Origin of the sequence: uncultured Ruegeria sp. (assembly GCF_947489545.1) — a bacterium.
In the GTDB taxonomy this organism is placed as follows: Bacteria; Pseudomonadota; Alphaproteobacteria; order Rhodobacterales; family Rhodobacteraceae; genus Ruegeria.
Map to the genome: position 1 here is coordinate 1 of NZ_CANLDZ010000038.1, position 22,627 is coordinate 22,627.

Annotated in this window: 19 protein-coding genes and 1 pseudogene; 10 read left to right on the forward strand and 10 right to left on the reverse strand. The window is 55.6% G+C overall.

From position 1 onward, the window contains the following. The 5 genes from Q1B13_RS25560 to Q1B13_RS25575 all read right to left on the reverse strand — a co-directional run. On the reverse strand, positions 1 to 2,777 hold a 2,777-nt coding region (locus tag Q1B13_RS25560), incomplete at its 3' end, for a beta strand repeat-containing protein (protein ID WP_367180732.1). Continuing rightward, entirely contained in the window at positions 2,774 to 3,304 is a 531-nt protein-coding gene (locus Q1B13_RS25565; RefSeq protein ID WP_299800758.1) for a hypothetical protein, read from the reverse strand. The genes Q1B13_RS25565 and Q1B13_RS25560, both read right to left, overlap by 4 nt. Positions 3,305 to 3,619: 315 nt before the next feature. Then, the gene (locus tag Q1B13_RS27115; protein WP_367180733.1) at positions 3,620 to 4,177 is read right to left on the reverse strand and encodes an HNH endonuclease signature motif containing protein; all 558 of its coding nucleotides are present in this window, start codon (positions 4,175 to 4,177) and stop codon (positions 3,620 to 3,622) included. A gap of 307 nt (positions 4,178 to 4,484) precedes the next feature. Further along, complete coding sequence (locus Q1B13_RS25570) at positions 4,485 to 5,522, reverse strand: IS110 family transposase (protein ID WP_299085704.1); 1,038 nt, start codon at positions 5,520 to 5,522, stop codon at positions 4,485 to 4,487. A 276-nt stretch (positions 5,523 to 5,798) separates the two neighbouring features. Further along, entirely contained in the window at positions 5,799 to 6,164 is a 366-nt protein-coding gene (locus tag Q1B13_RS25575) for a type II toxin-antitoxin system death-on-curing family toxin (protein WP_298937190.1), read from the reverse strand. 764 nt (positions 6,165 to 6,928) lie between these two features. On the opposite strand from Q1B13_RS25575, the gene Q1B13_RS25580 reads away from it, so the two are divergent. Continuing rightward, on the forward strand, positions 6,929 to 7,687 hold the full coding sequence (locus tag Q1B13_RS25580) for a tRNA(His) guanylyltransferase Thg1 family protein (protein WP_299800763.1): 759 nt from the start codon (positions 6,929 to 6,931) through the stop codon (positions 7,685 to 7,687). 599 nt (positions 7,688 to 8,286) lie between these two features. Here the strand turns inward: Q1B13_RS25580 and Q1B13_RS25585 are convergent. Then, positions 8,287 to 9,528, reverse strand: a complete 1,242-nt coding sequence (locus tag Q1B13_RS25585) for a PfkB family carbohydrate kinase (protein WP_299085701.1) — start codon at positions 9,526 to 9,528, stop codon at positions 8,287 to 8,289. Further along, the gene (locus Q1B13_RS25590) at positions 9,525 to 10,379 is read right to left on the reverse strand and encodes an amidohydrolase (RefSeq protein WP_299085699.1); all 855 of its coding nucleotides are present in this window, start codon (positions 10,377 to 10,379) and stop codon (positions 9,525 to 9,527) included. Before Q1B13_RS25590 ends, Q1B13_RS25585 begins: the two co-directional genes overlap by 4 nt. 85 nt (positions 10,380 to 10,464) lie before the next feature. Here Q1B13_RS25590 and Q1B13_RS25595 point away from each other — a divergent pair, with 85 nt between their 5' ends. Both Q1B13_RS25595 and Q1B13_RS25600 read left to right on the forward strand, forming a co-directional pair. After that, the gene (locus Q1B13_RS25595) at positions 10,465 to 11,577 is read left to right on the forward strand and encodes a mannitol dehydrogenase family protein (RefSeq protein WP_299085697.1); all 1,113 of its coding nucleotides are present in this window, start codon (positions 10,465 to 10,467) and stop codon (positions 11,575 to 11,577) included. 3 nt (positions 11,578 to 11,580) lie between these two features. Continuing rightward, positions 11,581 to 12,558 carry an aldo/keto reductase gene (locus tag Q1B13_RS25600; protein ID WP_299085695.1) on the forward strand — a complete coding sequence of 326 codons (978 nt, stop codon included), beginning with the start codon at positions 11,581 to 11,583 and terminating at the stop codon, positions 12,556 to 12,558. Here Q1B13_RS25600 and Q1B13_RS25605 read toward each other — a convergent pair. Further along, positions 12,555 to 13,418: a GntR family transcriptional regulator gene (locus tag Q1B13_RS25605; protein WP_299085693.1), complete on the reverse strand. Its 864-nt coding sequence runs from the start codon at positions 13,416 to 13,418 to the stop codon at positions 12,555 to 12,557. The genes Q1B13_RS25600 and Q1B13_RS25605 overlap by 4 nt on opposite strands. 188 nt (positions 13,419 to 13,606) lie before the next feature. On the opposite strand from Q1B13_RS25605, the gene Q1B13_RS25610 reads away from it, so the two are divergent. From Q1B13_RS25610 to Q1B13_RS25640, 7 genes and pseudogenes are all read left to right on the forward strand, one after another. Next, a complete protein-coding gene (locus tag Q1B13_RS25610; protein WP_299085691.1) occupies positions 13,607 to 14,626 on the forward strand; it encodes an ABC transporter permease in 1,020 nt (339 codons plus the stop codon). A gap of 24 nt (positions 14,627 to 14,650) precedes the next feature. Beyond that, positions 14,651 to 15,589 carry an ABC transporter substrate-binding protein gene (locus Q1B13_RS25615; protein ID WP_299085688.1) on the forward strand — a complete coding sequence of 313 codons (939 nt, stop codon included), beginning with the start codon at positions 14,651 to 14,653 and terminating at the stop codon, positions 15,587 to 15,589. A gap of 61 nt (positions 15,590 to 15,650) precedes the next feature. Continuing rightward, positions 15,651 to 16,436: an ATP-binding cassette domain-containing protein gene (locus Q1B13_RS25620; protein WP_299085686.1), complete on the forward strand. Its 786-nt coding sequence runs from the start codon at positions 15,651 to 15,653 to the stop codon at positions 16,434 to 16,436. After that, on the forward strand, positions 16,433 to 17,443 hold the full coding sequence (locus Q1B13_RS25625) for a zinc-binding alcohol dehydrogenase family protein (RefSeq protein WP_299085685.1): 1,011 nt from the start codon (positions 16,433 to 16,435) through the stop codon (positions 17,441 to 17,443). The genes Q1B13_RS25620 and Q1B13_RS25625 overlap by 4 nt, the downstream gene beginning before the upstream one ends. Beyond that, positions 17,443 to 18,943, forward strand: a pseudogene (locus tag Q1B13_RS25630) (UxaA family hydrolase). The gene Q1B13_RS25625 and the pseudogene Q1B13_RS25630 overlap by 1 nt, the downstream one beginning before the upstream one ends. Before the next feature lie 483 nt (positions 18,944 to 19,426). Further along, complete coding sequence (locus tag Q1B13_RS25635) at positions 19,427 to 20,185, forward strand: alpha/beta hydrolase (RefSeq protein ID WP_299085682.1); 759 nt, start codon at positions 19,427 to 19,429, stop codon at positions 20,183 to 20,185. A gap of 132 nt (positions 20,186 to 20,317) precedes the next feature. Beyond that, a complete protein-coding gene (locus tag Q1B13_RS25640; protein WP_299085681.1) occupies positions 20,318 to 21,250 on the forward strand; it encodes a DMT family transporter in 933 nt (310 codons plus the stop codon). A 392-nt stretch (positions 21,251 to 21,642) separates the two neighbouring features. Here Q1B13_RS25640 and Q1B13_RS25645 read toward each other — a convergent pair whose 3' ends face one another. Together Q1B13_RS25645 and Q1B13_RS25650 are read right to left on the reverse strand one after the other, a co-directional pair. Continuing rightward, the gene (locus Q1B13_RS25645) at positions 21,643 to 22,125 is read right to left on the reverse strand and encodes a VOC family protein (protein ID WP_299085679.1); all 483 of its coding nucleotides are present in this window, start codon (positions 22,123 to 22,125) and stop codon (positions 21,643 to 21,645) included. A 283-nt stretch (positions 22,126 to 22,408) separates the two neighbouring features. Next, positions 22,409 to 22,627 (reverse strand): autotransporter outer membrane beta-barrel domain-containing protein (locus Q1B13_RS25650; protein WP_299085677.1); only part of this gene is annotated, 219 nt, incomplete at its 5' end.

Consider the following 22,627-nt stretch of genomic DNA (forward strand, 5'->3'; position numbering starts at 1 on the left):
GTGATCACGAGCCTGTCGGAGCCAGGACCACCGCTGTCCAAAACCGTATCCAGGGCAACAACGCTGCTTCCCGAGCCGGTGTAATCCCCCTCGATGGTGATCACATCATCCGTATCCCCGTCCTGCACGCTTAAGGTACCACTATTGGTCACACCACCTCTGATGGTGATCCCTCCGCCAGACGCGTTGGCCACATCACCTGCAATGGTCGCCCCGGTGGGGCTGCCCCCACCAGTCACGTGGAACACGGACCCCGCGTCGATGGACAGATCCATATCCAGTCTGTCCGTCCCATCCAGGCGCAGGTTCGTCCCATCTTTCAGCGTCAGATGCTCCCAATTGATGAAATTATCCAGTGTCGTCCTGATCTGACCACTCAAGGTCAGATGATCATTACCGCCCGCACCACCATCAACACCACCGGTGACACTGCCACCTGCCAGGGTCAGTCTGTCGTCACCCGCCCCGAGACGAACGTCGCCGACGATTGTCCCTGCCGAAGTGATGACCGCGTCACCATCCCCGTCCTGTATCGCAAGACCAGACGTTCCCGCAGTCACCCTGGCGGTGCTGGCGATATCAATCGTCCCCCCGGCGCTGGATATCGTTCGGATCGCTGCGCCGTTACCAGATCCGCCCGTCACAGTACCGGCGACGTCAACATCAAAGCCTCTCGCACCCTCAGCGCGAATCCCGTCTGCGCCCGTGCCGGAAGCCGCGACAACAGCGCCCGTGCCCAGGTTGACAATCGCCTTCCCGCTGTCCAATTGCGCCGTCGCATTGCCAAGGTTGACCACATAAACCCCATGCGCATTGCCACCTTCTGTAGTGATCTCCCCGTCGGTTATGTTCGCCGTCGCCGTGGCGGCGCTACCCGCGTTGCTGATCTCCACAAAAAGCCCGTGAGATTCTGCCTCATACGTACGAACCGTGCCGCCCTTCATTTCCGCGGTCGCATTACCAACACCTTCGGTCGTTGCCCAAAGCCCAGAGGCAAAGTGGCCGACCGTTCTGACCTTCCCGCCGGTTATTCCCACCGTCGCCGCAGCATTACTCTCCGCGTTGGTGATCTGCGCCACAAGCCCGTGAGATTCCTGTCCAACCGTGGTGACTCTGCCGCCACTCATTTGCGCACTCACCGCACCAAGGCCACTGGACCTCGCCACAATCCCACGGGCGTCAGCACCGCTTGTTTCGATCTCCCCTCCGCTCATGTTCACCGTCGCCGTGGCGGTGCTATCCGTCGTCCTGTCTACGCCTCCACTCGTGGAGCTGACCTCCGCCGCAATCCCATAGGCTCCGTCACCGCTTGTTTCGATCTCCCCTCCGGTCATGTTCATCACCGCCGTGGATGCGTTGTCCGCGCCGTAGATCCACGCAAAAGCCCCGTGAGCGAGTGCCCCATCCGTGATGAGCGTGCCACCTTCCATTTGCGCCTCCACATGGCCAAGGGCTGTGGTGCTCGCCACAATCCCAAAGCTGCTGCTACCGCTTGTCCTGACAGTTGTCCTTACATTCTCCTCTTCGGCCATACGCACGATCGCCCTGGCCTCGTCGCTCGTTACGCCCTCGAGATACGCCCAAAGCCCGTAAGCATTGTTCCCATCATCATTTACATTCGTGCGGATATTGCCGCCCAATATTTCCGCGACCGCCGCGGTCTCGCCAGTGCCATTGGTCAGCGCAAAAAGTCCATAGCCACGGTGTGTCATCGTTCTGATAGACCCGTTGGTCAGGCGTGCGGTCGCCGTGGCTTCATTCTCCTTGTTTTTGATAGACGCATAAACCGCGTACGCATTCGACCCGTTATTCATGCGGATATTACCGCCCTTCATTTCCGCGGTCGCATTGCCAAAGCCCCCCTCGCCCTGGAACTGGGTGACACTTGCCCAAAGCCCGTAAGAATTACCGTCCCCATCTGACTTGTTTGCCCCATTGGTAGTGATTCTCGTGCCAGCACCCTCCATCACAACATACGCATCGCCATTACCCTTATTGCTCGCCAAAGCCCCATGAGCCTGCCTACCGTCTGTGGTGATTGTCGCTCCGCCCTTCACGGTCGCGGTCACGGTCACGTTACTCGCCGCGTTCTCGGACTGCGCAAAAAGCGCCATGGCATTTGCACCAGTCGTGGTGATGCTCCCTTTACCATTCAGTTCGACGCGCGCCTCTGCGTTGCCTGTGGCCTTCGCAATAGCCCCGTGACCGCCCGAGATGACAGTACCGCCTTGCACTAGCGCTTCAACCCGGCCATTACCGTTGGATCTCGCATAAAGCCCATAGGCATCCGCACCGCGCGCTTCGACATTTCCATCTACCATCTGTGCCAGCACATCGAGCTCGGTCTCCATGTCTGTGGTTACAAGCTCCGCATGAATACCGTGATTGTCGTCATCGGCAGTCGCGACGACAGAACCCCCAAGCATGACCACACGATTATGACCGTGCCGCCCTTGCACGCGCACCCCGGAACCGCCCACAGTAAGCTCAGGATCCGCCGGGAGTGTCAGATTGAGCCCATCTGCATTGGTATAGGTGATGCCATTTGCGGTGTTATGGCTAGAGTTACATGTGAGGCTAGTTTGACCGCCCGTGTCTGCCCCGCACTCACTGGCCTGAGCCGCGCCACCTGAGAACAGCACCGCAGCACTCGCCACCACGAAGAGACCCGGCGCAATGCTCGCCACATGGCCCTTGAACTTGGTCAAACGTCCGCCCCGAACCAGGACGGTGCGCAAACGAAGGGCGGGCTGGATGTCAAAGTTCTCAATTGTCATTTTGAAACACTCCTGTGAGGGGTATCGCCAACGTGTCTGAACAGGATCGGGACACGGCACCGCCTTGTCCGTCGGGCGATCAGTTGGCTGGTATTAATGCGCGCATAGGTATGGGCACCGGCCAGAGGCTTTGTTTGGGCTTCAAGCGGAAGCGAACCGCCGTCGGCGATCGGCAGCGCTGCTTTCGCGCTACCCGTCCCAAACGTGGTTCCGTTCCAATTGTGGTAAAGTGTGAGGCGGTTGTCTCCGACCCCGACCCGGTGACGGCCAAATCGCATGTCATAGGGATTTAGGGGCGACCGCGTCAGGCCATCCGATCCGGAATCCGAGATCGGATGGCCTGTAAACCCACGAGCGATGGTCGGCCTAAGGCCGGGTGTCAGAATGTAAGGATAATTTAGCCGGTAAGTACCACTGTCTGCGTCAGGGCGCAGCGAAGGCTCTGAACCGATGAACCGATGAACCGATGAACCGATGAACCGATGAACCGATGAACCGATGATACGCCAGACCCACTCGGCCTGCAAGTAACAGGCTGAATTTATTGCGAATATTGGCGGTTTTTAGCCGAGCCCACAAGGACCGATCAGTTCGTTCCATACCCAACCTTAGAACCTGGTTGCTGTATTGGGAAATATTCCAATCCTATATTTAGATAGGTGCAAGCTATGATGAGGGCCGTGCCTGCCAGGCTTTGATTTTGTCACCACAGCTTAGTTAAGAATGTCCGGTTTGCGCGGTTAAGAACCTTCTGCACGAGCACAACGCAAAGTTCGGTGAAGGTCTGGTCAGGGCTCATTCGGCCAATTCAGGATTGTCGCAGAGAATGGCCGCATCGAGCCCTATGCAGTCGTCGCGCCCTTCGCAGCTTTGAGAAAGTTCGCGAGGTTTCTAGCAGCCTTTGGTCCATATTGGTCGTATTCGTTTCGGATCTTGACGGCGTTACAAAATAGTGTCGTTTTCGCGTTGAAACCACAGCAGCGGAAACGGTAAGCGTATTCAGTTTTCGAAATATATGGGAGCTTTGTTCTTGGCCGACGGTGTATACCAGTAATGTTTTTTGAATGAGTTGTCTCTCTTAGGTTACTCCATCGATTATCGAGTTTGTTCCCATTCCTGTGGTCAATCAGGTGAGGCCATCTGCCCATCATCAATGCGAACGCCAAGCGATGCTGGTAGATTTTTACGCCTTGGAAATCTACACACAAATACCCACGCAGTTCAGCTCGTAGGGCCTTTCCGTAAGTCCCCTTAATGTCACCAGTTTCAGGCTCGTATTCGTATCTGTCTCGAAGCTCAGCGATCGACGGCAGCTCGTGCTTTCGCATCGCGTTACCGTGCGGTTCATTCATGGTTTGATTTTCCTGTGCTGACAGTAGGTGTTGTAGATCCGTCGTCATCAGGCGATTTTACTTCGTTCCGTTTAGAAAGCCTACCGGGAAAAGCCCGCTTCTCTAATCGGGCGTTTGGGTCAAGTTCATTTCATTGTTTTTTCGTCCTATGAGGATCGCTGTCCTTCATCCGGGTCACGCTTCTCTTCGCAGTCACTACTGGCCCGGTTCGGTTGGGCCGCTGCATGCATGTGTCGGAATGGACGTAGAGCGCCCCGCTTTGTCTCGCGCTTTTTGATCGCAACAGACTTATTCGGCGTCATCTACAGACCTTGTCCGGTGAGGGACGATCCCATCATTTAGCTTTGGAAGGCTGTCAGGTCATAGCGGCCTCCAAAGGTTTGTGACGGAACTCGGTGTTATCGGCCCACATGCGGTGCATGATGACTGCCAGTTTGCGGGCGACGGCTACAACAGCGCGACGGCGACCCTTGCGACGCATCAACCGAAGGCCCCAACTTTTGATCTCAGAGCCAGCAACTGATCGCATCATCATTGTGTTTGCCGCAGCATATAGCGTTGATCGGACATCTCGGTCACCCGCTTTGGAAATGCGGCCAGGATTGTCCATTTCGCCGGACTGATATCGGCGGGGCGTTAATCCAAAGTGCGCCGCTACTGTACGAGAGCTGGTGAACCGTGACGGATCATCGACTACGGCGCGGAATGTTAGTGCCGCTATCGGTCCGACGCCAGGGATGGCCATGAAGCGCATACAAACCTCGTCATGGCTGGCCGCTCGCTTCACGCGCCGATCCAATTCACGATATGCACTGTAGAGCATTGCTCGAGCGTCTAGCAATGGCAGCAGCGCTTGGGACAGGTCTGGATCGGCTTCAATGAGCGGGCGCACCCGCTCATCAAAGGAGGCTTGGTCAATACGCGGTGGAAGGCACAGCCCAAATACGCGCAAAAGACCCCGTACCTCATTCGCGAGATCAATGCACTTGCGTTGAACGGCCTTGCGGCTGCTGAGTAAGGCACGCACGGCATGGGCTTCTCGGCTCTTCACATGCACTGGATTGAACCAGCCAGACCTTAGCACATTCGCAATCCCGCGAGCATCCGTCTTGTCAGTCTTATTGCGCATCGCTGAGAGTGCTGCACTGACCTGATGTGCCTCCATACAAACCACATCAAAACCAGCTTTCTGCAGCCCGAAGAATAGAAGCTGGCTCATAGCGCCAGCCTCAAATCCAACGCGACATTCTCCCGCTGGGACATCCCCCAAACAGCAGACTAGATCGTCTACCTCACACGCGACTGACCGTTCAAAAATGCGGTTGCCCTTCGCATCAATAACACACACGGCGACCGACCGAAGCGAGACATCCAAGCCCACAAAATAATCCATTTCGTTCTCCTCAAATTGCAGAAACACGCTGCAACTCTATCAAGAACCTGACCTATCAACTTGGTCAGCCCGATTACCCATGCTTTGTCCGGCAGTGTTCGTTTTCATCACCCTGAGGAACATGGTCTGCAACCGGCCGAAAGCCGCCAAATGCATCCGCAGCGCTTAAGCTGAGCGGCAATGTCGGCTCGGGGCTCAGAAACGGACACTTGGCGTTGCAAATGTCTGAGCCTCCCTTACAACTTGCCGCCTACTGTGAGAGCCTGCGCTAACCCCTCAGAACTGCTTGGTCAGTCGCTCTCTTATCCACTGTTCCAGTTCATCTTGGCTGACATCGCCGGTAACCACATCAACCACCAGATCATCGATTCTGTCATCATCTCGGACGGTTAGTTCGTAGCCGCTGTTGGCACACAGAACTTCCATCGAAAGCCAGGCTGTGCGCTTGTTCGCGTCGTTAAAGCCGTGCGATGTTGCCAATCCATGCAGCAAAGCAGCCGCCTTGGCGTGCATCATGCGGTGATAACCGTGATACGGCCTGCCAATAGCCCCCAGGATGCTGTCTAGATTACTGATTCCGGGAAGCCCACCGAATGCCTCTAGCGACTGTTCATGGGCTTCCAGAACGTCGCCGAGCTTCACCCGGTAGTGCCGTTTACCGATTAGCCAGTCGCTTAAGAGCGTCCCTGTTTGTGGTGATCGATTTCTTCACGGTGGAAGGCGCTGATTTGGAAGATGTGTAAACAGCCGCAGTTCCACCGTTCTTGCGAACTGTGAATTTGCCGGAGCTGGTATTTCGGCTCACTGTTGCACTGCTCTTCTTAGGCATTGCGCTGGTACCCTTTCATTACGTGATGTTACCACAAATGCACATCAACGACCAAGTTATCAAGCTTTCGTAAATCGGGTGTGACCTATAAGAGCGCCAAAACCCACAGCAGCGCCACAGTTGCGGCAATTCCAACCATGGCTATCCCCAAATGGGCTCAGAGCGGTCATCAGCAGTTGTAGGCAGTCATAGTGTCGGTTCGAACCGCATCAAGGGCGGCTCTGCGCAGTTTGCGGCCCGCTGCATCAGCGAAAGGCGGAAGTGGGATCAAGGGCAGCTTCGGGCTCTTTAGACCAATTGGGGACGTCGCAGAGAATGGCCGCATCGAGCCCAAAATCTCCGATGCTGCAAAGTGTACGGATGGCGGCTTTTGGACAGTGTTTGATCGTAGAGGGCTTGGCAGTGGAAATCGAGGAACTATAAGCGAGACTGACCCTTGGTTTAGATACTTTTGGTCTAGCGGGTTGGTGCACTCAAAAAGAGCAAGCGCTTTCCCGCTGCGTTATTGAGTAAGTATTAAACTCTAAGTGAAAGAGAGGTTCTTTTGGCGAAGATTCCTGACGAATTTGGTGATCGTATGAAGGCCTATGAAGCTGTTGCCACCAGCAATCGGCTTGAACCGTCTTTGCCAATTTGTGCGAGAATTGATGGCCGCTCCTTCAGCATGTTCACACGACGCTGCGAGAAGCCCTTTGACGCTCGAATCTCTAACGCAATGCGGGCTACCTGCGCATGGTTAGTCGGAGAAACGCACGCCAAAATTGGCTACGTCCAATCTGACGAAATCAGCTTGGTCTGGCAGAACACAGATGGCGGTTCGGTTTTCTTTGATGGCAAGGTTCAAAAGATGACGAGCGTTCTTGCGTCCATGGCAGGTGTAAAATTCTATTCGGAATTGGGTGGCGAGAAACTACCTGCGTTCGATTGCCGTGTTTGGCAAGTGCCGTCTCAAACCGAAGCAGCGAACACGTTTCTTTGGCGCGCTTTAGATGCTCGGAAAAACGCGGTTAGTTCCGCATGCCGCGCATTTCATTCGGCGAAGAAAATGCATCGCAAAAGCCGGTTAGAGCAAGTCCAGATGCTCGCGGATGCGGGAATTGTCTTTGAGACGGCGTGTCCAGAAGAAGATCGGCATGGTGTATTCTTTCGGAGGGTCTCTGGAGAAGTTGAGATCGATGATGAAACCTGGTCAAGAATTCCTCAAAAGCATCGACCGGAAAGCCGGCTGGCCGTGCGGTCTTGGACCGAACAACTCAAGATGCCCTTCTTTGGTGATGTCAAAAACCGTGAAGCTGTGATTTTTGACGCTGCTGAGCCTACAAGCGAGATCGCCTGAGAGAGGCTAACGATTTGCTCAATTTTCGCTTTGACAGATACTCGTCTGGCTCCTTTGTCACGTAAAGCAGCCATTATTAGAAAGATGTCAAAAGGCAACTATGTCCGCTCACTTGCCATGTGGTACTGGAATTCGAACGTCCGGAATGTGCAGTTTGCGACCCTCTGCACGAGCGAAGCCTCAAAGTGGGATGAAGGTCCGGTAAGGGCTCAAACCACCTGTCTGAACCCACTGCAGAGAATGGCTGCTCCGAGCCCAAATTGTACGTTTGTCCTTTGTGCTGCGCGCGCACAAATGCAAATTCTGCTGCGTTTGCAAATCTGAGCAGTTTACGCGGCAACCATAAAAGCGGTCATTCCCGGTTAAGACTGCAGAAATAGGATCCTTAAGTTTCAATTTGCAAACAGCGCAGACTTTTGCCTCATGTTGTCTGTTCGCTGTTGCTCTCGGTTGGTTGGAGATCACGTGCCCATTCAGCACAGCTTCTAGTCGTTGATATCATTCAAAAAAGGAGCGCTGGACCTCCTGTAAGATCCCGAGTTGCGTTAGAGAAAGAGGTGTCCGCGATTTGAAACAAAACACCCCTTCGGCGGTTATGGTCATTCCAAATAGAAGACCTGCTCCATCTCAGCCCACCACTCCTCGTCTTTTCGGGTTTCAAACGGATCTTGCATGGGGCCGCAGACCTTCCACCAATCTTGCGTGGTCGGGTCAGCAGCGATGGCCGCGTTATCCGCGGCAAAGTCGGTGCCTGTGTACTCAAAATAGCCAAACATCAGGTGTTCGGGCCGCTTGAGGAAAATCGAATAGTTGCGAAAGTTGGAGGCCTTGAGGCGGGCAAGAACGCCGGGCCAAACCTCTGCGTGCAGGCGGGTGTATTCGGCGTAATGTTCGGGGTGCAGCCGAATGACGCTGCCGATCCGGCGCACAGTCGGTGCCGGATCGCGCGGCAGAATGGCCCCTTTGTGACCTACGACCTGCGCCGCCAGCCGATGCGCCGTCATAAGGTTTTCGGCATCAGGAAGGTTTTGTGCGATGCCCGCAAGATAGGCCCCGTTAAAACTGTCACCGGCGCCGGTCGTATCGATCACCCGCGCGGCGGGCTCGAACATCAGGGCCTCGCACCCTTCGTTCAGCGCAACAGGCCCGCTGGCCCCGTGTTTCACGGCACCATCCGTAATACCGAGGCTCTGTAGCCGGGTGACAACATCGCGGGGCGTCGCATCACCAAATAACGCGGCTTCGTCCTCTAATGTAGGCAAAGCGATGTCGGTGATCTGCCAATACCGCTGGGTTTGGGATTTGGCGGTGTTGGCATTCTCCCACAGCGCGGGGCGCATGTTGGAGTCAAATGCGAACACCCCGCCTGCCTTGCGCCGCGCACAGAGAGCCGCGAACAAACGGTCGCGTGCGGCGGGGGACAAAATAGCAAGCGTGATCCCGGACAGATAGATTAGGTCGGCCTGCGCAATGGCCTGCGCCTCGGGGCTGTTATCGGTGGCAAACAACTGCCGTGCGGCAGACGCGTCACGCCAATAGTGGAAATGCCGCTCGCCGTGTTCGTCATTTTGGATGGCGTAGATGCCGATCTGGCGGTCAGGGTCTTGCCGCACGAAATCGACGTTCAGGCCTTCGGCGCGCATCAAATCAAGCGCGGCGGTTGAGGCTGCGTCTTCCCCGATGGCCGTTACGTAGGACACCGCGATGTCCTGCCCAGCAACCGCACGTGCGCAATAGATCGCGGTGTTCAGGGTGTCGCCCCCAAAGGCGGTACCCAGACCGTCCGGTCCGTTTGAAAGTTCTGCCAGGGGCTCACCGATGCAGGCGATGCGATACGTCATTGCGTAGTTTCCAATCCATAAAACGAGGCTGCGGTGCCGCCATAGATTGCGGCCTGCGCATCTGCTGGCAAGTCACCCAGCAATTGGACCGACACAGCGCGCCATTGCGCATAATCCCCCGCAAGGTTCAGAACGGGCCAATCGCTGCCCCACATCAGGCGCGTCGGGCCAAAGACTAACACAACATGAGAAACGACAGGTGCCAGCCCCTCGGCGGCCCACCCTTCACCGGCCTCGTTGGCCAGTCCGGATATTTTGCAGTGCACGTTGGGGAAGCTGGCCAGTTTCGCCATACCGTCGCGCCATGAATTTCCCGGGTCGGCGCCGCCCGCGATCAGCGGTTTCGCGCAATGATCAATGACGATCGGAAGGTCGGGCAAGCGTTCCGCCACTTGGGCCAGCACATCCAGATGCCTTGGGAGGACGAGAGCGTCAAAGCGCAGCCCTGTTTGCGCGACATGATCCAATGCTGTCAGGACGTCACGGCGCAAAATCCAGTTCGTGTCTTCAATGTCCTGCAGCATTGGGCGGATCCCCTTGAGGATCCGGTGTTGGGCCAACCGATCTAACGTGGTCGTGACACGGTCGTCTTCCAGATCGATCCAACCGACAACACCTTTGATAAAGGGTGCTTGCCGCGACAAGCTGACCATGAATTCGGTTTCGGCCACCGTTCCCGCCGCTTGCACCAACACCGTGCCGTCAATGTTGTGCTGCCGCAAGTGTGGTTCCAAATCATTGGGCAGGATATCGTGGCGGATGGCTGCGACGTCATCGCTCATCCAGTCGTAATCGCCCCGCGCAATTTGCCAAAAATGCTGATGCGCGTCGATTTGTGCCGGAGTTGCCATAAGGGGGATCCAAGTAGTTCTTGTGCTTTTTGTTTTATATTATTAAAAACACTTTTGTAAAGCAGTCATCACAAGGCCACGCAAATTGAGCAGCCCGACCCCCATCATGCAGTTTGGCACCAGCCGTTTTTTGCAAGCACACGCAGACCTATTTATCTCTGAAGCGCGCGAGAGCGGGCAAGATGTCGGACCGATCTGCGTCGTGCAGAGTTCTGGCGATGCCTCGCGCGCCGGGCGGGTGGCCGCGCTTGCCTCACCATTTCCGGTTCGTGTCGAGGGGATCGAGAACGGCGCGCGTGTTGAGGAAACAGCCACGGTCAGCAGCATCACGCGCGGGTTGTCCACCGCAGCCGATTGGGATGCGGTGCAGCGTGTGTTCGTGAAAGAAGCACAGATCGTTATGTCCAACACCGGCGATGCGGGATATGCGCCACAGCCTGAGGACGTAGGACATACGTTTAATCAGGCGATGTCGTTTCCCGCCAAGCTGCACTTGCTGTTGCGGGCGCGATTTGATGGCGGCGCTCTCCCGATCCAGATCATGCCGATGGAGCTTATTTCCGGCAACGGTGTTGTCCTCAAGGCGCGCGTTATGGAGCTTGCGCAAAACGGCCCGCCCGCCTTCCATGACTACCTTGCAACTGGTGTGACGTGGGTGAACTCATTGGTTGACCGCATCGTATCACAGCCGATTGAGCCAGCGGGCGCTGTGGCCGAACCATATGCGCTTTGGGCGATTGAGGATCAGCCGGGGCTGCGTGTGCCTTGCAGTCATCCCGCAGTGCAGGTGGTCCCGTCCTTGGCGCAGATCGAGGCGTTGAAACTTTTTGTACTGAACCTTGGCCATACCGTTCTTGCGGATCGTTGGCGCGGCTGTGCTGGCGCAGACACTGTCATGGTGCGGGACATGATGGCCGACACGGCAGAGCGCGACAACTTGGTGACGATTTATACCGACGAGGTGCGGCCCGGTTTTGCCGCTGCCGGACAGGGGGATGCGTTTGATGATTATGCAGCAACGACGTTGGAGCGGTTTGCCAATCCGTTTCTCGACCATGCGGTTGCGGACATTGCACAAAACCACGCAATGAAGATCGAACGGCGCATCGCCGCCTTTTTGAGTTTTGCCAAAGATAACGGCGATCTGGCGGCCAAACCCCGGCTGGAACAGACTTGCGCGCGCAAAGATGGAGCGTGAGACATGACATTTGCAACCAAACAGGTCGGGCAAACCGGTCTTCGCGTGACCAGCATATCTCTGGGTGGGTCCAGTTTTGGCAATATCGGGCATGAGATCAGCGATGCAGATGCGGTCGCCGTAATGAACCACGCATGGACTCAAGGGATCCGCTATTTCGACACGGCACCTCACTACGGGCGCGGCAGGTCCGAGGTGCGATTTGGCGCATGGCTGAAAGGCAAACAACGCGATCAATATGTGCTGTCCTCCAAGGTCGGGCGGGTGTTGTCGCCCGGGGCGCCTTTGAAAGAGGTGGATGGGTTCGTCAATCCGCTGCCCAACGCGGTACGCTATGATTATACTGCCAACGGTATTCGGGAGAGTTTTGAAGGCAGTTGCGAACGCCTTGGCACCTCTCAGATCGAGATCCTGTTTGTGCATGACATCGGAGCCTTTACCCACGGTGCCGAAGCGAACGAAAAACATTTCGATGACCTGATGGGGTCGGGCATGCAAGCGTTGCATGACCTCAAGCAATCAGGGCGCGTAAAAGCCATTGGGCTTGGGGTTAATGAAACTCAGGTTTGTCTGGATGTTATGGCCCGCGAAACGCTGGATGCAATCCTGCTCGCCGGGCGTTTGACCCTGATGGATCGTGGCGCTGAAGCTGGCTTGCTGCAGACCTGTGCGGATCAAGGCACCTCTCTTGTTCTGGGCGGCATCTTTAACTCTGGCATTTTAGCGACGGGACCCAAACCGGGGGTCTGGTTCAACTACGAACCTGCGCCGGATCACATCATCGAAAAAGCAACCCAGTTGCAGGCGCGGGCAGCCGCCGTCGGGTTAACGCTGGCTGAGGCAGCGGTGCAGTTTGCGATGTGCCACCCTTCGGCCTGTTCGGTGCTGATTGGCACGGGCAAGGTCAGCTCGTTGCAGCGCAATCTGGACGCGGCAAATCTTGATCTGGAAGATGACTCGCGTGCATTTTTGACCAGCTAGACTGCCCGTTCATGGGCCCGCAGCGAACTGACCAATGTTTTTGCAGAGGTCGCTAGATGCCGTTGCGCCGCACGCTCGGCATGCTTCAGGTCGCCGCTGCGCAACGCGTCGATATAGGCAAGGTGTTCGTGGATAGCGGCCTTATTGCGCGTGCGCTCGTCTTTCTTGTTCCATTGAAAGTGATAGTGGAAGATCAACGAGATGATCTTTTGAAAGTCCCGCACAAAGCGGTTTTCGACAATCGCGTTGATGGTGAAATGAAACGTCTCATCCAGCTTTGAAAAGTCATGATAGTCAACTTCGATGCGGGACAGCAAATGGCGGTGCTGGTCTTCCAGCTGGATCAGTTTTGTCCAGGCCGGGTGATCCTTTGGCAATGAAACGAAACGTCGGACCGCGTTCATTTCCAGCACTGTTCGAAACTCAGACAGTTCAAGAGCGAAGGCTTCGGTGAACCCTTCCAGTTGCCAGCCACCGCGTGGACGCCGCTGAACGATGCCATACCGGCTTAGCGATGACAGGAACTCTTGCAGGGTGTGGGGCGCGACGTGGAAGTCTTTGGCGATCTGGGCCACATTCAGGACTGTCCGAGGCGGGACATCCATCCGCAGAATCCAGTCAAAGAACTGATTCTCAAGCTCCTCGATTCCCAGAAATGCGACTGGCTCCTCGGCAAAGTCGGATTTTCGGACCGCGCGTTGAATGATTTTGTCACGTCCATTTCGATGAATCAGACCCACCTCGGACAGGCGGTCCAGCACCCCGCGAACTACGGTTCTGCTGACTTCCAGCTCCTTGGCGAGTGAGTTTTCTGATGGAAGGGACTGCCCCTTTTCCATTTTGTTACAATACTCTAGCATGGAGTTGTATGATCTTATTAGTCGTACATTGCTACGTGCCAAGGCGTCTGTCCTGTCGTCTGGTTCTGTAGTCTTCTACCGGTTTTTTCAATTCCGTACAAAAAAATTTAAAACACTTGACTGTGACCAGCCGATCCTTTCTGTTCTAAATAATAAAAGACAAGTCGACCACGTCGGGAGGAAAGCCGGTGTCATCTGATACACCCCAGAACGAACGCAGGCTCCGTTTTTTGCCAAAAGGCACGTCGCTGCACAAACTGTCCGCAGTCGCGACGCTATTAATCCTGATCTTCATATTCTCGCTGTCATCATCGGCATTCCTGTCGGTTAACAATGGCCTGACTGTTTTGTTGCAGACCTCTGTCATTGGCTTGTTGGCCATCGGGATGACCATGGTGATTATTACCGGAGGTATTGATCTTAGCGTCGGGTCGATCCTTGCTCTTTCGGGCGTCATCACAGGTTTGACAATCAAGGCCGGGGTGCCCGTTCCACCAGCAATGATGCTTGGTGTTTTGACAGGAGCAGCCTGTGGCTTCGTGAACGGTTTAGTGATTGCAAAGATGCGCATTACACCATTTGTGGCCACATTGGGCATGATGCTGATCGCACGTGGGCTGGCATTGCAACTGACCGGAGCTGCACCGATCAGCCGCCTGGGCGAGGCTTTTGGCAGGTTGGGCAATGGCGCGCTGTTCCGTGTCGTTGAAATGCAGGACAACGGTTTTCCCAAAGTCATTTTTCCCGGAATTCCCTACCCAGCGATCCTGCTTTTGGTCATGGCCGTGTTGGGCTGGTATCTGCTGCAGAAACGCCAATTTGGCCGTCACCTCTATTCTTTGGGCTCGAACGAAGAAGCTGCGCGCCTGTCCGGCGTCAACGTGGATCGAACAAAAATCTGGGCCTACACCGCGTCCGGCGCACTTTCCGGGATTGCCGGTATGGTCCTGATGTCTCGTCTTGTGACTGTGCAACCCAATGAAGGCGTGATGTACGAACTTGACGCGATCGCGGCATCTGTGATCGGCGGCGCATCCCTTATGGGCGGTGTCGGCAGTATCTCGGGAAGTATGATCGGTGCCTTTATCATCGGCGTGCTGCGAAACGGGCTGAACATGGCCGGAACATCGGCCTTCATTCAGATGATCATCATCGGATTTGTGGTGATCGGGGCGGTCTATATCGACCAAGTGCGCAACAAGAATTAACTATCTTCATTTTGGGAGGAAACTATGAAGAACCTACTCGCAACTGCAATCACAGCAAGCCTACTTGCCGCAACCGGATCGGTTGCTGCCGCAGGTGAAATCGCTGTCATCGTAAAGACGACGAACTCTAACTTCTGGCAGAACGTCAACAAGGGTGCCTCCGCAGCCATCGAAGGCCATGCAGAGCACACTATGAGCTTTAGTGGCCCGGCCTCTGAATCTGCGGTGAACGATCAGGTGGCACTGGTCGAGAACGCAATCAACCGCGGCGTTGCCGGCATCGTGTTGGCCCCATCCGATCCAGAGGCGCTGGCCCCTGTCGTAAAGCGTGCGTTTGAATCAGGCATCCCCGTCGCAATCATAGACAGCGGCTTGGCCGAAGGGAGTGAAGCACACTATCAGACGTTCCTGTCCACCGATAACTGCGCCGCTGGTGAGCAGGCTGCCGCCATGATGATCGAAAACGCGGGCACAACGGGCAATGTCGCTGTGATGTCATACGTTGCTGGCGTCGGGTCCGAGATTGGCCGCGTAGGTTGCTTTGTCAGCCATATCGAAGCAAACTCTGATCTCGAGATTGTTGGCCCATTCTATTCGCAATCCCAGATGGCGACGGCGTTGAATCAGACAACTGACATCTTGGCTGCGAACGAGCTGGTCGGCATCTTTGGCGCGAACGAGCCGACAGCCATCGGCATGGGCCGCGCTCTTGAGCAGGCCGGCAAAGCCGGTACGATCACGGCCATCGGTTTTGACGGGAACGAAGACCTGCAAGACATGGTCAGAAGCGGCACATTGCTGGCGACTGCGGTGCAAGGGTCGTTCCAGATGGGTGAGCTGGGTGTGAATGCAGTTGCATCTGTGATCGCCGGTGAAACCGTCGATAGTTTCATCGACACGGGCGTCGTGATGGTGACGAAAGATAACATCGACTCCCCAGAGGCTCAGAACGTCCTCTACTAATTCTCCCCCGGGCTGGCGCGGCTTTCGCGCTGGCCCGTTTCCTGCGTCAAAGGACCCCGACATGTTGGACACCGCGCAAAACGCTCAGCCTCTGGTTGAGATGGACAATATCGTTAAGACGTTCGGTGGTATCCACGCCGTAGAAAAGGTTTCAGCGGATCTTTACCCTGGTGAAGTCGTGGGTGTTCTGGGCCACAACGGTGCGGGTAAATCCTGCCTCATGCGCATTTTGTCCGGTGCGATGCGTGCCAACAGCGGTGCGATCCGCGTAAACGGACAGGCGGTCGATATGAAGTCGCCGCAAGACGCGCGTAAATACGGGATCGAAACGATCTACCAGACGCTCGCCCTTGCCAACCATCTGGACGCGCCTGCCAATTTGTTCATGGGCCGCGAACTAAAAACGCGTTTCGGCAATCTGGACGAAAAGCGCATGCTGGCTGAGGCGACAGAAGCTTTGCGTCAGTTGAACCCGAACTTCAAGAACCTGCGCGATCCCGTGGCACGCCTTTCAGGTGGTCAACGTCAAGTCATCGCGATCGCTCGCGCGATCTACTTTCAAGCCAAAATTCTGATCATGGACGAGCCCACGGCAGCCCTTGGTCCGTCCGAAACCGCGATGGTGGCGGATTTAACCCTGCGTCTGAAAAGCGAAGGGATTGGCATCTTTCTGATCAGTCACGATATGCACGACGTGTTTGATTTGTGTGACCGTGTGATGGTGATGAATAAAGGCCGCAATGTCGGCGCGTTTCGCATCGAAGACGTGAACAAAGACGATATTCTGAGTTTGATCATCAAAGGCACGCTGCCGGATGGATGGGAACCCCGTGGAGATGCGTCATGAACGCGACAACACGTCCACATGGTGTTGTGGTTGAACCCGGAACCTTCGTCGTCGAACACCGTGTCGCGCAAATTGACGTTCCCGACGGTTGGGCGTTGATTGATATCTGTTCTGTCGGGCTATGCGGAACGGATTACCACATCTTTGAGGGCAAACACCCGTTCCTTGAATACCCGCGCGTCATCGGACATGAGCTGAGCGGACGGCTGGCTGCGGATGCAGGTGGTTTCACAAAGGGGGACCTCGTTGTCATCAATCCCTATTTGTCTTGCGGCACTTGTCATTCATGCAGCCGTGGCAAACCTAACTGCTGCACCAATATAGAGGTACTGGGCGTACACCGTGATGGTGGCATGACGCCGCAAATTGCGGTTCCCATAAGCAATCTTATCCGCGCGGACGGCTTGAGCCCACAACAGGCCGCGATGGTCGAATTTCTTGCGATCGGGGCACATGCCGTGAACCGCTCGCGCATCCAGCATGGCGACAAGGTTCTTGTAACAGGCGTTGGTCCGATAGGGATCGGGGTTGCGTTGTTTGCGCGGCTTCGAGGCGCAGACGTGTCCTTGTTGGATGTCAGTCAGGAACGACTATCTGCCGTCCAATCGGCGTTCAACTTCCCCGAAGGTTCTACATCAGTGGCTGGCGCGGTGGGTGCCGGAAACGGTTTTGACGTGGTTTTTGATGCCACGGGGCACCAACGCGCTATTGAAGCAGGCTTTGCCGCCGTCGCATTTGGCGGCACGTATGTCTTGGTCAGCGTGGTCAAGGAAACTGTAACCTTCAGCGACCCGGAGTTTCACAAACGCGAGATGACCCTAGTGGGCAGTCGGAATGCTTTGCAGTCTGATTTTGATTGGGTTCTGTCCGCCATCAAAGCGGGCGACATTGATACGGATGCTTTGTGTTCGGCACAGATGCCTCTTGATCAACTGCCCGACCGGATGAAGGCATTGGCCGAAAACCGCGGCAGCCTGATCAAAGTGATCATCACACTTGGAGAATAATGGTGTCCGCGTCTACCCTACGCCTGCACGAAGAAGATAATGTCGTTATCGCACTCAAAGCCCTGAAGGCGGGAGCCGATGGGGCAGTCGAAGACATTCCCAAGTCTCATAAGATGGCCACTCAAGATATTGCGGCTGGGGCAAGCATTCGGCGATATGACCAGATTATCGGGCAGGCCGACGTCGCCATCCGCTCCGGATCACATGTGCATAGTCACAACATCAGCATGAGCGATCATGCGACTGGCACGGCCGCTGGCACATTGGCGCAGCCCTTACCGCAACCTGAAACGCAGCGCAGTTTTCTGGGCTATCATCGCGAAGGCGGTGGTGTCGGCACGCGCAATTACATCGGCATCCTAACCTCTGTGAACTGCTCAGGATCGGTCGCACGTTTCATCGCAGAAGAGGCCGAAAGATCAGGGCTGTTGAACGCTTCCCCGAATATTGACGGCATCGTTCCGATCGTCCACAGCTCTGGATGCGGCATGTCGAACCGTGGCGAGGGCTATGACCTGTTGTTGCGCACTCTTGCAGGCTATGCCCGCAATCCAAACTTTGGCGGCATCTTGTTGGTGGGGCTTGGTTGTGAGGTTTTGAAATTGGCCGATCTGGTCAAAGGGCAACAGATTACCGATGACGGCCCCCTGCGCTATATGCCGATTCAGCAAACCGGCGGAACAAGGCGAACGATCGACGCGGGACTGGCACATTTGGCATCGCTTGCGGAATACGCCAATCAGGCCACACGCCAGCCCGCGCCTCTATCGGAATTGGTGTTGGGTATGCAGTGCGGCGGGTCGGACGGTTGTTCGGGCTTTACCGCCAACCCCGCCTTGGGCGGCGCATCTGACCTTTTGGTGCAACAAGGTGGCACGTCGATCTTATCAGAAACGTCCGAGATCTATGGCGCAGAACACCTGTTGACGGCCCGCGCGGCGTCGCCTGACGTCGCGCAGGCGCTGCTGGATAAGCTCGTCTGGTGGGAAACCCTATTGCGACCGCCACGGCGCACAAATGAACAACAATCCAAGCCCCGGCAACAAACGCGGTGGGCTGACCACGATCTTGGAAAAGTCCCTTGGCGCCGTTGCCAAATCGGGCCAAGCGCCTTTGTCTGGAGTGTTTGACTATGCGGCCCCTTTAACCGCGCGCGGCCTCGTGTTTATGGACAGCCCTGGCTATGATCCATGTTCGGTCACAGGGCAGATCGCGTCTGGTGCAAACCTGATTGCCTTCACCACCGGGCGAGGATCGGTGTCAGGCTACAAGCCGACACCCGGGCTCAAGCTCTCTTCCAACTCTGAACTTTTTGCGCGGATGGGCGAAGATATCGACATCAACTGTGGCGACATCGTCGAGGGCACCTTGTTGGCGGACAAAAGCGAAGAAATCTTTGAAGCAATGATCGCGACCGCCAGCGGTGCGAAAACCAAAAGCGAAGCCCAGGGGTTTGGCGGTGTCGAATTCGTTCCTTGGCAAATCGGTGCAGTGCTTTAAGCCAACCGGGCAGCGGCACCGCGCCGAGGAACCTTGAGGTTCTGCTTGGCTGACTTGTCGAACTCTGGACCGAACGCACCTATCCAAGTGACCCAAGTTCCTGCGGCAGCGTGTTGCCTGATCAATACCGCAACATCGCATTTCCGTCACCCCAGCCGCCAGCCACACCCTTATGTCGCTCTGCGCCCGAGCGTGAATTGTTGGATAAAGCCACGGCGAAAGTTCAGTTACAGTTCGAGCAGAATTAACATCATAGAACGACAACTTTGGTGGCACACGCCGCATCGCAATGATAGTCATGCCGCGATTGCAAACTGATGCTGCGTCAGCGAATGGGGGAAATCCAAAGTCGGTTTTGTCCGCTGCCCTGCCAGTTCATGCGGTTCGCAGCAAAAGCCGATCCATACGAGACCGGCCCTTGGTGTAGGCCGCGGAGAAGGTGCTAGTAGAGCCCAAATTGTCGAATACTGCGGAGCCGTGTTAATGTCTGCATACGATGCACTGGAAGCCGAAATGACCAAACACCCCAGTCAAGTGAACGATGAAACACCCGCCATTCTCTGTGTTGCAGGCTTTGGTGACAATGCGAGCATGTTTGAAGGTTTGGCTGACACCCAGCTTGCCAACAGCTATCGTTTGCTACCCATCAATCTTCCGGGATTTGGCGCTCAGCCTCTGGCAAAGAAAACAACTCTTGAAGCACTTGCACAAACCGTCGCCGACGAAGCGAACGAGCACGGAGCCGAGATCATTGTCGCTCATTCGATTGCTTCAATCATAGCCTCCCTGGCCGCCAAAAGGGCCGACTGTCCTTTGACAACCATCATTTCTTTAGAAGGTAACATCACTGCTGAGGATGCCTATTTTTCTGGAACTGCCGCCGACTACGGAGATCCGGTTGCGTTTCGTGCTGCGTTTCTTGAGCGGCTTGATGAAATGGCGAGAACGGCACCAATCATCCGACGGTATCGTAATGAAGTATCGAAGGCCGATATTCTGGCGCTGTGGCAACTCGGCACCGACGCACGGCATTTTTCAGCAGGCTGCGTGCCCGGCGAGCTTTTGCAGAACGCGGCAAATGTGATTTATTTCTACAACCCTGACAACTGTCCGGATAGCACCGTCCGTTGGCTGGAAGAAAACAAGATGGATCGGATCGTCCTCGAAAAGGCCACGCACTGGGCGAGCGTTGATCAGCCCGAAAGGCTTGCAGAAATGATTGCTGAGGCACTCCACCGATAGGCGAATACAGCCGTTCAAAGTTGGATAGATGAAAGTTGGCTTTGTATTGGTTTTCCGCAAGAAACGGGTCGCGATATCGAGGTCACGTAAGCTAATCCGTTAGGATCATAGTTAGTGACGGAACCAGAACACATGACAAACCAACCCATGTCAGCAATGGATTTCTCAGCCAGCGTCATGCTGTTTCTGCTTGCTGCGGTTTGGGGCGGGTCGTTCTTCTTCGGCGAGGTTGCACTGACGGAAGTGCCACCACTGACAATAACGCTGCATAGGGTGATCTGGGCGGTTCCTATTCTTGCGCTAATCGTCCTATTCAAAGGATTGAGCGCCCCGCGCGCACCCCGGATATGGGGCACTTATCTCGTTATGGGAGCGCTCAACAACGCAATCCCATTCTCGCTGATCTTCTGGGGGCAAACGCAAATCGACAGCGGGTTGGCTTCAATACTCAACGCAACGACGGCAATGTTTGCTGCGGTCGCGGCTGGCTTGCTTCTTAAGGACGAGCCGCTGACTCCGAAGAAGATAGCAGGTGCGGCACTTGGTATATTAGGGGTGGCCTTCATTATGGGGCCAAGCGCATTGACCGAGTTCAATCCGAGCAATCTGGCACAGCTGGCTATTCTTGGGGCGACGCTCTCCTATGCATTTGCCGGTGTCTGGGGCAGAACTGCTCTTTCAGGCCAACCACCACTTGTGAATGCACTTGGCATGCTGATCGGCAGCACGGTGCTCATGATCCCTATTGTTCTCGTGATGGATGGCGCTCCAAGCTTCGCTCTGTCTGCTGGTGTATGGGCGGCGCTCATTGGGATGGCCTCTCTATCAACAGCGCTGGCCTATGTTCTATATTTCGCAATCCTTGCTCGTGCCGGTGCCGCCAACCTTCTTTTAGTTACCCTACTGATCCCACCGTTCGCTATCGGCCTCGGTGTTACATTCCTCGGTGAAAAGATGGAGCCGAATGCGTGGATTGGGTTTGCCATCATTGCTTTAGGCTTTGCCGTAACTGACGGCCGGCTTTTTTCCCGCTTTGTCAGGCGCAAGTCCCAACAAGCAGAATGAGGCGCTTTCTGGAATACCTTTGACCACCACATTACCGAGTGACGATCCCCGTCGTCACCAACTGACCCGGCCAAGCGTCGGGTCTATTTTTGAGTAACGAACATTCAGCGAGGGCAACCGAATGGCTGCAAAGTCTGCTCGTCGACGATCGGTCCCGGTTGTGGCGAAAAGACAGTTTGAATTTCGCACCTCAGATTGGCTTTCAATGACCGCTCTGGCGACATCGGCTGCAACGCAACAATGAGTGTGCCGCACCTGCAAGGGGATGCTGCGCCAGCAAGATCCCAGAAGGGCAACGGCGGCAAAGTCCGCATAGCGATCACTGATGCACTGCGCAGCGAACGACTGCGTCGAGCCCGAGTGACCGATGCTGCAAAATGAACAAATGTCAGTTACCGGGAAGCGGCGCGACTGCCGATGGCTTCACTGAAGCGAAGCAAATATCCGTCTGGATCAGCGACAGCGAACTGTAGAACGCCAATTTCGAACTCTCCGACGCGATACCACCGTTCTTCTGGTTCAAAGGAAAGATCGACACCAGTTCGCTCCAGTTTCTGAACAAGCGGCTCTATGGATTTCGTTTGAATTTGCAGATTGACACCGCGACCTAGAGGTCGTTCCAAAGGTGCCTGATCAGTCACCAAATTACGCTCCAGATTCGCTTGATAGAACATGACCTGAGCGCCCTCGAACTCCAAGAAGACGAAGCCCTCGTCGGGACGTTGGAAGGAGATCTTGAATTCTAGGCATTTCGTGTAGAATTCTAGACTTTCCTGCCAGTCCAGAACGGCAAATTCCGCTACCAGTGAATTGATCTGAATTGGGGCAGTAGGCAATGGATCAGACCTGTTCCTTACTAGAACCAAATGCGACATTCCGCGAATAAGCCTTAACGCAGACGTTGGCGCGCGTCGAGTGAACGGCAGCTCTGTCCGCTCTCTCGCCTTTCCAATCTGGGAAATCCAACGTCCGGTTTCTGCGATCCACGACGTGCTGCGCTAGCAAAATCACTCGTGCTAGCGGAGGTCCGGAAAGGGCTCATCCTACCAATGCGGGCTTGTCGCGGAGAATTGGCTGATATTCGGCGTGGTCGGTGCGCTGCTCCTGAATTGCCTACTTGCTGACGTTCCAGTCATCACAACGACCAGACACACCCCCTCAGAACACCACTTTGAGGCCAGCATTTGCACTCAGAGCGCTGGTATCACTGGCGTTGCTGAGCCCGGTGGCATAAGAGGCTTCGCCAAAGAGATCCACGCGGTCCGTCAGGGCATAGTTGCCGCCGAAGCCGACCCCAACCGCCCAGGGCTCACTCTCGGTCGTCAGGGTCGCCCCGGCAACATTCACCTCACTGCCCGCGCCAAACTCATGGAACAG

What these genes read in the sequence shown, in the direction of transcription:
- Q1B13_RS25645 (WP_299085679.1), bottom strand. Translation starts at nt 22,125, where the DNA reads ATGTCGCATTTGGTTCTAGTAAGGAACAGGTCTGATCCATTGCCTACT.
- Q1B13_RS25570 (WP_299085704.1), bottom strand. Translation starts at nt 5,522, where the DNA reads ATGGATTATTTTGTGGGCTTGGATGTCTCGCTTCGGTCGGTCGCCGTG.
- Q1B13_RS25635 (WP_299085682.1), top strand. Translation starts at nt 19,427, where the DNA reads ATGTCTGCATACGATGCACTGGAAGCCGAAATGACCAAACACCCCAGT.
- Q1B13_RS25605 (WP_299085693.1), bottom strand. Translation starts at nt 13,418, where the DNA reads ATGCTAGAGTATTGTAACAAAATGGAAAAGGGGCAGTCCCTTCCATCA.
- Q1B13_RS25615 (WP_299085688.1), top strand. Translation starts at nt 14,651, where the DNA reads ATGAAGAACCTACTCGCAACTGCAATCACAGCAAGCCTACTTGCCGCA.
- Q1B13_RS25580 (WP_299800763.1), top strand. Translation starts at nt 6,929, where the DNA reads ATGAAGGCCTATGAAGCTGTTGCCACCAGCAATCGGCTTGAACCGTCT.
- Q1B13_RS25585 (WP_299085701.1), bottom strand. Translation starts at nt 9,528, where the DNA reads ATGACGTATCGCATCGCCTGCATCGGTGAGCCCCTGGCAGAACTTTCA.
- Q1B13_RS25600 (WP_299085695.1), top strand. Translation starts at nt 11,581, where the DNA reads ATGACATTTGCAACCAAACAGGTCGGGCAAACCGGTCTTCGCGTGACC.
- Q1B13_RS25590 (WP_299085699.1), bottom strand. Translation starts at nt 10,379, where the DNA reads ATGGCAACTCCGGCACAAATCGACGCGCATCAGCATTTTTGGCAAATT.
- Q1B13_RS27115 (WP_367180733.1), bottom strand. Translation starts at nt 4,177, where the DNA reads ATGACGACGGATCTACAACACCTACTGTCAGCACAGGAAAATCAAACC.
- Q1B13_RS25620 (WP_299085686.1), top strand. Translation starts at nt 15,651, where the DNA reads ATGTTGGACACCGCGCAAAACGCTCAGCCTCTGGTTGAGATGGACAAT.
- Q1B13_RS25640 (WP_299085681.1), top strand. Translation starts at nt 20,318, where the DNA reads ATGACAAACCAACCCATGTCAGCAATGGATTTCTCAGCCAGCGTCATG.
- Q1B13_RS25625 (WP_299085685.1), top strand. Translation starts at nt 16,433, where the DNA reads ATGAACGCGACAACACGTCCACATGGTGTTGTGGTTGAACCCGGAACC.